The following is a 7,962-nucleotide window of genomic DNA, read 5'->3' on the forward strand; positions in this document are numbered from 1 at the left end:
CCGAAGGCGGTGGAGGCGTGTCACCCTCTCGAGAGCATGACACCCCTCCGTCAGGGCTACGCCCTACCACCTCCCCTTATAGAGGATTGTTGCGAAATTCATCACCCACAGGTTTTTCCGTCATCCCCGCGAAGGCGGGGATCCATCTCCGGACCTAAAATCAAGACGATAAGGTGGGAGATGGGTTCCCGCCTTCGCGGGAATGACGATGCTTCGTGAGCAATCCGCATTTCGCAACGATCCCCTACATGGGGAGAAATTTCGTCCTCAAATCGCCTTCATGATGAGCGACGCATTGGTGCCGCCAAAGCCGAACGAATTGTTCAACACCGCGCGCACCTTGCGCTCCTTGGCGACATGCGGGACCAAATCGACACCCTTGCAGCTTTCGCTCGGTTCATCGAGGTTGAGCGTCGGCGGCACGATCTGGTCGCGCATGGCAAGGATGCAGAAGATGCTTTCGACCGCGCCCGCACCACCCAGCAAATGGCCGATCGCCGACTTGGTCGAACTCATCGACATCGCACCAATCTGATCACCGAACAGGCGGCGTACCGCGCCCAGTTCCAGCTCGTCGCCCATCGGCGTCGATGTGCCATGCGCGTTCACATAGTCGATATCTTCCAGGCTAAGGCCCGACTTTTTGAGCGCCATCTGCATCGAACGGAACGCGCCGGAGCCTTCCGGATGCGGCGCGGTGACATGATAGGCGTCACCCGACAGGCCATAGCCCAGCACTTCGGCATAGATTTTCGCGCCGCGTGCCTTGGCCCGCTCATATTCTTCCAGAACGACGACGCCCGCGCCTTCGCCCATGACGAAGCCATCACGGTTGACGTCATAGGGGCGGCTGGCGCGCGTCGGATCGTCGTTGAAATTGGTCGAGAGCGCCCGCGCCTGCGAGAAACCGGCGATGCCGATTGGGCAGATTGCGCTTTCCGCGCCACCCGCCAGCATGACGTCGGCATCGTCCATCGCGATCATGCGCGCGGCGTCGCCGATCGAATGGGCACCGGTCGAACAGGCAGTGACGACCGCATGGTTCGGCCCCATCAGGCCATATTTGATGCTGACCTGGCCAGAGATCAGGTTGATCAGGCGGCCATGGACGAAATGCGGGCTGACCCGGCTCGGCCCCTTGGCGGCCAGTACCAGCGATTCGCTTTCGATGCCTGGCAAACCGCCGATGCCCGAACCGATCGAGCAACCGGCGCGGAACCGTTCCTCTTCGGTCATGTTCAGCAGGCCCGCGTCGCGCAGCGCCTCGCTCGCGGCGGCGATGCCGAAGACGATGAACAGGTCGACCTGGCGCTGGATTTTGTGATCCACCTCCAAATAGGGGTCGAACCCATATTCATGCTCTTTGGGCTTCACTTCGCACGCGATGCGGCACTTATAGTCGGTCGGGTCGAACCGCGTGATCGTCGCCGCGCCGGATTTGGACGCGATGATGTTCTTCCATGTGGTTTCCACATCCCCGCCAAGCGGGCTGACCATGCCAAGGCCGGTTACGACGACGCGACGCATATATTTGCTCCGAAATAGTCTCTTTGACGCAATGTAGGTCTGGCCGATCCGGCCTGCAAACGCTGCATCAGATACGAAAAAGCTCCCCGCGCTCCGGGGTTACCGGACAGGAGGAGCCATTTCCTAACACGAAAGGCGGCCCGCTTATTGCGGGCCGCGAAACGCCTTACTGCTTGCTGTCGATATAATCGATGGCATCCTTGACGGTGGCGATCTTCTCGGCCGCATCGTCGGGGATTTCGACGCCGAATTCTTCTTCGAACGCCATGACCAGCTCAACGATGTCGAGGCTGTCAGCGCCCAGATCGTCGATGAAGCTGGCATCCTCGGTCACCTTTTCGGCTTCAACGCCCAGATGCTCGACGACGATTTTCTTTACGCGATCCGCGGTCTCACTCATGAGTGGTCCTTCTTGACTGGTATCGTTGGTGGTTGTGAATAACCGTTAAGGCAATGCCCTAGAGCCATGCGCCGATAGAGGCAAGAGGCAAGGCCGCCAAGTCCTTTTCAATGTGCCGATCGACGATTTCCCGATCATCCGGCCCTTATTGCCGCATTTACCAAAATTTCAGCCGCATCTGCAAGGGTGGACGCATGCCCGCCCTCTCCCCAACCGATCGGCTTGTCACGCGCGCGCGCATGCGGCTGGTGGCGCGCTGCATGCTGGTGGCCACCATCATCGGCCTGATCATCCTGTTTGCGGGCGCGCATGGCACGGTGGATTCGCTCGGACGGCCGCTGGGCACGGACTTCTCCAATGTCTGGACCGCCGGATGGATGGCCGATCATGGCCGCGCGGCGGAGGCATGGGACTGGGCGATCCAGCATGACGTGCAGCGGCAGGTCCATCATAACCCGGCCATTCCCTTCTATGGCTGGCATTATCCGCCCCCCTTCCTGATCATCGCCACGCTGCTGGCGCAACTGCCCTATGTGGCGGCATTGCTGCTCTGGCAGGGCATGACGCTCTCGCTCACCCTGCTGCTGGTCAAGCGGATACTCCCCGCTGAACGCGATGCATGGCTGCTGGCGCTGGGCGCGCCTGTCGTGCTGATCTGCCTTGGCCATGGCCAAAATGCCTTCCTGACGGCCAGCCTGCTGGGCGGCGGGATGCTGCTGCTGGATACGCGCCCCTGGATGGCGGGAATCCTGTTGGGCGCGCTCGTCTACAAACCGCAATTCGCCGTGCTGATCCCCGTCCTCATCCTGGCGCGTGGCAATCTGCGCGCCTTCATCGCGGCGGGCCTGACCGTCGTCGCGCTATGCCTGCTGACATGGGCGATATGGGGTTGGGCAGTGTGGCAGGCGTTCATCGATTCCCTGCCGCTGACCCGCCATATCATCATCGAAGCAGGCGCGACCGGCTGGGAAAAAATCCAAAGCCCCTTCGCCGCGATCCGCCAATGGGGCGGATCGATCCCCGTCGCCTATGGCGTGCAGGCGGTGGTCACGATCGGCGCGATCGTTACGGCGGGGCTGGTCGCGCGCCGGGGCAGCATGGCCTTGCGCGGCGCGGCCGCCCTCAGCGCGGCCCTGCTTTGCACGCCTTATGTGCTGGACTATGACCATGTATTGCTCGGCGTCGCCATAGCCTTTGTCACAGCCGACATACTGGAACGCAGCACGTTGCGCTGGGAGCCGACATGGCTCGCCTATGCCTGGCTCGCGCCGCTCTTCGGCCGGACGGTGTCGGACCTGACGCTGATCCCCGTCAACCTGATCGCGGCCATCGCCATCCTCGCCATCACCGCCCGCCGCGCAGCGCAGTTCGACGCGCTGACCTTGCCATGGCCCCCGCGCCTGAGTGCCTATCGGCAATAGCCTTCCTGCCCGGCCACGACGATCAGGCAGTCGGTCTTGTCGGCGAGATATTTGAACCCCGTTTCCGCCCCGGTGCCCGGCCGGATCGTCAGTTCCTTCCCATCGCGCGTGAAACGGATCATCGCCCCCTCGGCCATGCCGGCATAATCACCCTGCCGGTCGAGAGTATCCTTGTTGGTCAACGCATAGCTGCCGGGCTTCCCATCGGGCGCGGGCTGAATGTCGAGGAACAGCCCCTCCGGCCCGGTCCAGCGGCCGATCCAGTCGTCGGTCGGCAAGCGCCCCGCCGGGCCATCCACGCTATTGATCGCATCGCTATCTTCGATCGTCTCGACCGTCGGCGCATTGACCGTAGCATTGGCGACATTGTCCGTCTCGGCACCAGGACCACATCCGGTCAGCAGCGCGCCAGCCAGCAGCAACGGCAGCGTGAAGCGGGACGAAAGGCGGCAGGTCATCGGTCGATCTCCTTGGCTATCGGGACGAACAAGTCGCGAAACGGCACATTCGATCCCTCTGCGCCTAAGACGTCGCCTTGCCAGCGCCGCCGTCTATCGCCAAACACGCAGATCGGGGGACGATATGACGAACAGCATGATGCAACGACCCAGGGCGAAATTCGTGCGCGAAACCCCCGACGTCCGGCGTCAGGCCCTGATCGAGGCGACAGCCCGCTGCCTCGCGGAAAAGGGCGTCGGCGGAACCTCCGTCCGCGCGATCTGCGCGCAAGCAGGCGTGTCCTCCGGACTGCTCACCCATTATTTCGAGGGCGTCAACGCGCTCATCCTTGCCACCTATGTCGATGTCGGCGCGACCGTCTCCGCCGCGCTGGACCAGGCGGTGGAGGAGGCCGGCGATGATCCGCGCGACCGGCTGCGCGCCTGTCTCCAGGCCAATTTCCGCGCGCCCATCCTCGACCCGGACCTGCTCGCCACCTGGATCGCCTTCTGGAGCCTCGTCAAAAGCGATCCCGCCATCGCCGCCGTCCATGCGCAAGTCTATGCCGCCACCCGCGCCCAGCTTGAAACCCTGCTCCTCGCCGCCGTGCCGGAAATGCCGCCCGCCCGCGCCCGGCTCGCCGCGATCAGCCTGACCGCGCTGGTCGATGGCCTGTGGCTCGAACTCTGCCTCGATCCCTCGACCTTTTCGGCAGAGGAGGCACAGGCCATGGTCGAACGCGCTATGATGCTGGCGCTTGGCCAATGGCGCGGTGAGTGGGTCGATCAATCCGATCGGCTGTGATCGCTTTTCTCACTCACCCCATCCGAGAAAACCAATTTCCCTCGACTCGCCTGCGTCCCTACATGGGTCAGGCAACAGCAACCCACATAAGGAACTGGACAGCCCATGGCTCTCATCAACACCACCATCAAGCCGTTCGCAGCGACCGCCTACAAGGAAGGCAAGTTCGTCGACGTCACCGATGCCGACGTGAAGGGCAAGTGGGCGATCTTCTTCTTCTACCCCGCCGACTTCACCTTCGTCTGCCCCACCGAACTGGAAGACCTCGCCGGCATCTACCCGACCCTCCAGTCGCTGAACGTCGAAGTCTATTCGGTCTCGACCGACACGCATTTCAGCCACAAGGCTTGGCACGACACCTCGCCCGCCATCGGCAAGATCAACTATTACATGCTGGGTGACCAGTCGGGCCAGATCACCAACAATTTCGACGTGATGCGTCCGGGCGTCGGCCTGGCCGACCGCGCGACCTTCCTGGTCGATCCCGAAGGCGTGATCCAGTTCATGGAAATCACCTCGGAAGGCGTCGGCCGCAACGCGACCGAACTGCTCCGCAAGGTGAAGGCGGCTCAGTATGTCGCCGCCCATCCCGGTGAAGTCTGCCCCGCCAAGTGGGAAGAAGGTGAAACCACCCTCGCCCCTTCGCTCGACCTCGTCGGCAAGATCTAAAAACGACCCGCAGCGCGGCCCCCTTGGTCGCGCTGCCCAGAACGGCCGCCGGGTTGCCCCAAAGGGCACGGAACCCGGCGGACCCTTCAACGCTATCTAAACCGTCATTCTATTCTCATCGGGGTCTTTGGGTCGCACCATCCCCCGAAGGGCCGCCGCACGCCCCCCTCCCTCAATATGCGGCGGCGGCCCGCTTTCATGCAACGGAGCAAGGCACGATGTTGGACGCAAATCTCAAAGGACAGCTGAAAGGCTATCTGGCGAACATCACTCAGCCGATCGAGCTGGTGGCTTCGCTGGATGAAGGCGAAAAGTCGCGCGAACTGGGCGAATTGCTGGGCGACATCGCCGAACTGTCGGACAAGGTGACCGTTGTCACCGGCATCGACAAGCGCGTCCCCAGCTTCATGATCCGCCGCGCAGGCACCGATATCGGCGTGCGCTTCGCGGGCCTGCCGATGGGCCATGAATTCACCTCGCTGGTCCTGGCGCTACTGCAGGTCGGCGGCCACCCGTCAAAGGCGGCGCAGGACTTGATCCAGCAGATCAAGGATATCGACGGCGATTTCGCCTTCGAAACCTATTTCTCGCTCTCCTGCCAGAACTGCCCCGACGTGGTCCAGGCGCTCAACCTCATGAGCGTCCTTAACCCCCGCATCAGCCACGTCGCCATCGACGGCGCGCTGTTCAAGGAGGAGGTCGACAGCCGCAAGGTCATGGCCGTCCCCACCGTCTTCCTCAACGGCGAACCCTTCGCCAGCGGCCGGATGGAACTGGAACAGATCGTCGCCAAGATCGACAGCGGCGCCGCCACCCGCGCCGCCGAAAAGATCAAGGCCCAGGAACCCTTCGAAGTCCTCATCGTCGGCGGCGGTCCCGCTGGCGCAGCGGCGGCCATCTATACCGCGCGCAAGGGCATCCGCACCGGCGTCGCCGCCGAACGCTTCGGCGGCCAGGTGCTCGACACGATGGATATCGAAAATTTCATCTCCGTCTCGCGCACCGAAGGGCCAAAGCTCGCCTCCGCCATGGAAGCGCACGTCAAGGACTATGACGTCGAGATCATGAACCTGCAAAAGGCGGCGAAGCTGATCCCGGCCCGCACCGAAGGCGGCTATCATGAGGTCGTGCTGGAAAATGGCGCCTCGCTGAAGGGCCGCACCCTCATCCTCTCCACCGGCGCGCGCTGGCGGCAGATGGGCGTGCCCGGCGAAGAGGAATATCGCAACAAGGGCGTCGCCTATTGCCCGCATTGCGATGGTCCGCTCTACAAGGGCAAGCGCGTCGCAGTGATCGGCGGCGGCAATAGCGGCGTCGAAGCCGCGATCGACCTCGCCGGTATCGTCGCCCATGTGACGCTGATCGAGTTTGACAGCCAGCTCCGCGCCGACGCGGTGCTGCAACGCAAGCTCGCCAGCCTGCCCAACGTCAAGATCATCACCTCGGCGCTCACGTCGAAGGTGGATGGCGATGGCGACCGCGTCACCGGCCTGTCCTACAGGGACCGCAACAGCGGCATCGAACATGACGTCGCGCTGGAAGGCATCTTCGTCCAGATTGGCCTGGTCCCCAACACCGAATGGTTGAAGGACGCGGTCGCCCTGTCCCCCCGCGGCGAAATCGAAATCGACGCCCGCGGCGAAACCAGCGTCCCCGGCGTGTTTGCCGCAGGCGACTGCACGACGGTCCCCTACAAGCAGATCGTCATCGCCATGGGCGCAGGCTCAACGGCAGGACTGTCGGCCTTCGATTACCTGATCCGCTTGCCTGCGAGCGAAGAGGCCGCGCAAGCGGCGTGATGCCAGGCGCCTTGCACGGGGTTTGAAAGAACGGCCGATCCGGCGACGGGTCGGCCGTTTTTTATGGGTGCTGGGCAATGGCCGGAGTGCGCCCATTCCAGATGTAAGATAAATCAAACGTGGTTCTCGAAATTACCACATCTTCACTCTCCCTGAACCGCCTCTACGAGTTCCCGTACATAGGTCACAAGAGGATGTAAAAATTCGGGATTATTAGCAATGATTAGCTTCACTATCTCAATGCCATCCGAAGTCTTATCGTACTCTATTCGTGCGTCACTAAGAGTAGTAAACAGTTTGGCCAAAAGCTTGGCTGCGTCAACTTGCCGGAGCCACTGCGTATCATTCAAGGCCGGATCCGTCCCTGAAATCGCCAGCGATCGTTCAGCAGCTAACTCCATGAGTTTTGCATGCACCGTATCCGCGTCCACCGCGCTTTCAGGATCCTTAACGCGTATTCTCGCTGCTACCGCTGCAGGATCAAGTAGGTAGCACTCTAGTGGATTGATTCCAACACTTGGTGCCCGCGCCGCACAGCGGCGATAATGTCGACTGGATCGGCCTTCCAGACGAAGGGGCGCGGGTCCTGATTATGTTCTTTGATGAAGCGATTGATGGCCGCCTGTAGATCGACGACGGAATGAAAGACGCCATTCTTCAGGCGCCGCCTTGTGAGCTTGGCGAAGAAGCCCTCGACGGCGTTGAGCCACGAGCAGGATGTCGGAACAAAGTGAAAGGTCCAGCGCGGATGTCTGGCCAACCAGGCACGGACCTTAGCCCGGATTATTCGTGACGTTGTTCGCTTCGGCGGTCCGCGTTTTTCGGTGCCAGCCTGTATGTGATCAGGACGAGGGATTTCGCTGCGTCTATTTCACCGCGGATATTTGATAGGCTTGCGAGTTGG

The 7,962-nt window shown here is 62.1% G+C and carries 8 protein-coding genes and 1 pseudogene; 4 read left to right on the plus strand and 5 right to left on the minus strand.

Features of this window, described 5'->3' with window-relative positions; translation table 11 throughout:
- Nucleotides 1-267: 267 nt before the first annotated feature.
- Both fabF and SxD43FB_RS01745 read right to left on the minus strand, forming a co-directional pair.
- The gene (gene fabF / locus SxD43FB_RS01740; RefSeq protein WP_096060719.1) at nt 268-1,527 is read right to left on the minus strand and encodes a beta-ketoacyl-ACP synthase II; all 1,260 of its coding nucleotides are present in this window, start codon (nt 1,525-1,527) and stop codon (nt 268-270) included.
- A gap of 166 nt (nt 1,528-1,693) precedes the next feature.
- The gene (locus SxD43FB_RS01745) at nt 1,694-1,927 is read right to left on the minus strand and encodes an acyl carrier protein (protein WP_007689016.1); all 234 of its coding nucleotides are present in this window, start codon (nt 1,925-1,927) and stop codon (nt 1,694-1,696) included.
- A 194-nt stretch (nt 1,928-2,121) separates the two neighbouring features.
- Between SxD43FB_RS01745 and SxD43FB_RS01750 the strand changes: the two genes are divergently transcribed.
- Nucleotides 2,122-3,348 carry a glycosyltransferase family 87 protein gene (locus SxD43FB_RS01750; RefSeq protein ID WP_096060720.1) on the plus strand — a complete coding sequence of 409 codons (1,227 nt, stop codon included), beginning with the start codon at nt 2,122-2,124 and terminating at the stop codon, nt 3,346-3,348.
- Here SxD43FB_RS01750 and SxD43FB_RS01755 read toward each other — a convergent pair.
- Entirely contained in the window at nt 3,336-3,806 is a 471-nt protein-coding gene (locus tag SxD43FB_RS01755) for a hypothetical protein (protein ID WP_096060721.1), read from the minus strand. The genes SxD43FB_RS01750 and SxD43FB_RS01755 overlap by 13 nt on opposite strands.
- Nucleotides 3,807-3,942: 136 nt before the next feature.
- Here SxD43FB_RS01755 and betI point away from each other — a divergent pair, with 136 nt between their 5' ends.
- The 3 genes from betI (at nt 3,943) to ahpF (ending at nt 7,058) form a co-directional block, all read left to right on the plus strand.
- Nucleotides 3,943-4,590 carry a transcriptional regulator BetI gene (betI, locus tag SxD43FB_RS01760; protein WP_255245569.1) on the plus strand — a complete coding sequence of 216 codons (648 nt, stop codon included), beginning with the start codon at nt 3,943-3,945 and terminating at the stop codon, nt 4,588-4,590.
- A 105-nt stretch (nt 4,591-4,695) separates the two neighbouring features.
- Entirely contained in the window at nt 4,696-5,259 is a 564-nt protein-coding gene (gene ahpC / locus SxD43FB_RS01765; protein ID WP_069066515.1) for an alkyl hydroperoxide reductase subunit C, read from the plus strand.
- Between the two features lie 218 nt (nt 5,260-5,477).
- On the plus strand, nt 5,478-7,058 hold the full coding sequence (ahpF, locus tag SxD43FB_RS01770; RefSeq protein WP_096060723.1) for an alkyl hydroperoxide reductase subunit F: 1,581 nt from the start codon (nt 5,478-5,480) through the stop codon (nt 7,056-7,058).
- A 143-nt stretch (nt 7,059-7,201) separates the two neighbouring features.
- On the opposite strand, the gene SxD43FB_RS01775 is transcribed toward ahpF, so the two are convergent.
- Nucleotides 7,202-7,489, minus strand: coding sequence for a hypothetical protein (locus SxD43FB_RS01775; protein ID WP_141249441.1), 288 nt, complete (start codon nt 7,487-7,489; stop codon nt 7,202-7,204).
- A gap of 65 nt (nt 7,490-7,554) precedes the next feature.
- Nucleotides 7,555-7,833, minus strand: a pseudogene (locus SxD43FB_RS01780) (IS630 family transposase); the annotation flags it as partial.
- Between the last annotated feature and the right edge of the window lie 129 nt (nt 7,834-7,962).

The sequence above is a fragment of the Sphingobium sp. D43FB genome (genome assembly GCF_002312805.1).
Lineage (GTDB): Bacteria > Pseudomonadota > Alphaproteobacteria > Sphingomonadales > Sphingomonadaceae > Sphingobium.

Excerpts from the sequence above, each read along its gene's own strand:
- fabF (WP_096060719.1), bottom strand. The coding sequence starts at position 1,527 with ATGCGTCGCGTCGTCGTAACCGGCCTTGGCATGGTCAGCCCGCTTGGC.
- SxD43FB_RS01745 (WP_007689016.1), bottom strand. The coding sequence starts at position 1,927 with ATGAGTGAGACCGCGGATCGCGTAAAGAAAATCGTCGTCGAGCATCTG.
- SxD43FB_RS01750 (WP_096060720.1), top strand. The coding sequence starts at position 2,122 with ATGCCCGCCCTCTCCCCAACCGATCGGCTTGTCACGCGCGCGCGCATG.
- SxD43FB_RS01755 (WP_096060721.1), bottom strand. The coding sequence starts at position 3,806 with ATGACCTGCCGCCTTTCGTCCCGCTTCACGCTGCCGTTGCTGCTGGCT.
- betI (WP_255245569.1), top strand. The coding sequence starts at position 3,943 with ATGATGCAACGACCCAGGGCGAAATTCGTGCGCGAAACCCCCGACGTC.
- ahpC (WP_069066515.1), top strand. The coding sequence starts at position 4,696 with ATGGCTCTCATCAACACCACCATCAAGCCGTTCGCAGCGACCGCCTAC.
- ahpF (WP_096060723.1), top strand. The coding sequence starts at position 5,478 with ATGTTGGACGCAAATCTCAAAGGACAGCTGAAAGGCTATCTGGCGAAC.